1 protein-coding gene and 1 pseudogene are annotated in these 848 nt (G+C 70.8%); one reads left to right on the top strand and one right to left on the bottom strand.

What is annotated here, in order from left to right:
* Positions 1-633 (top strand): SDR family NAD(P)-dependent oxidoreductase (locus TN53_RS41230; RefSeq protein ID WP_234441840.1); only part of this gene is annotated, 633 nt, incomplete at its 5' end.
* Here the strand turns inward: TN53_RS41230 and TN53_RS41225 are convergent.
* Positions 614-848 (bottom strand): annotated as a pseudogene (locus TN53_RS41225) (hypothetical protein); the annotation flags it as partial. The gene TN53_RS41230 and the pseudogene TN53_RS41225 overlap by 20 nt on opposite strands.

The following is an 848-nucleotide window of genomic DNA, read 5'->3' as shown; positions in this document are numbered from 1 at the left end:
GTCTACGCGACGGCTCGCCGGCCCGAGACCGTGGATCTGCCCGGGGCCGACGTACTGGCCCTCGACATCGCCGATCCCGCATCCGTGAGGGCCGCAGCGGAGGCCGCCCAGGACGTCTCGCTGCTCATCAACAACGCGGGAATCAGTACGGGGACCGACCTGGTGACCGGTTCGCTGGACGCGGTACGGCACGAGCTGGAGACCAACATGTTCGGCCACCTGGGAATGATCCGGGAGTTCGCCCCCACGCTCGCCAGGAAGGGCGGGGGCGCGATCGTCAACATCCTCCCCGCCATGTCATGGTTCGGGGGCAAGGGCGCCAATGCCTACCACCTGACCAAGGCCGCCGCCTGGGCCATGACCAACGGCGTCCGCCTGGAGCTCGCCGAGCAGGGCACGCTCGTCACAGCGGTACACCTCGGCCTGGCCGACACCGACATGGCGGCGGGCTGGCCCGTGGCCAAGATCGCACCGTCGGACCTGGCCGACGCGGCGCTCGGGGAGACGCCGGCGTCGGGCGGGGAGTACGTCGATCGCGGTCGTGTCGCGCGCTCGTCGCCGGAGTCGTACGACCCCGAGCGCGAACGCGAGTTGTGGGAGGCGGTGGAGCGGTTCACTCGCCGGGCCTGCTGACCGGTGTGGCCGGGAAGGGGGTGCCCCAGGCTTCCTGCTCCAGTTGAAGTCCGTTGGCCAGGTGGCTGATCGTGCGGTACCAGCCGGTCAGTACGAGGAACTCGAGGAGTTGGGCGTCCTCGTAGTGGACGCGCAGGGCGTCCCAGGCGGGCTGTGAGAGGCGCGCGGTGTCGTGCAGTTCGTCGACGGCGTCGAGCAGCGCGGCGTGGCGGGGG

This window comes from Streptomyces sp. WM6386 (assembly GCF_000972385.1).
Classification (GTDB): Bacteria; Actinomycetota; Actinomycetes; order Streptomycetales; family Streptomycetaceae; genus Streptomyces.
Note: the sequence above shows the minus strand (reverse complement) of the source record. Positions and strands in the feature narration are given on the sequence as shown.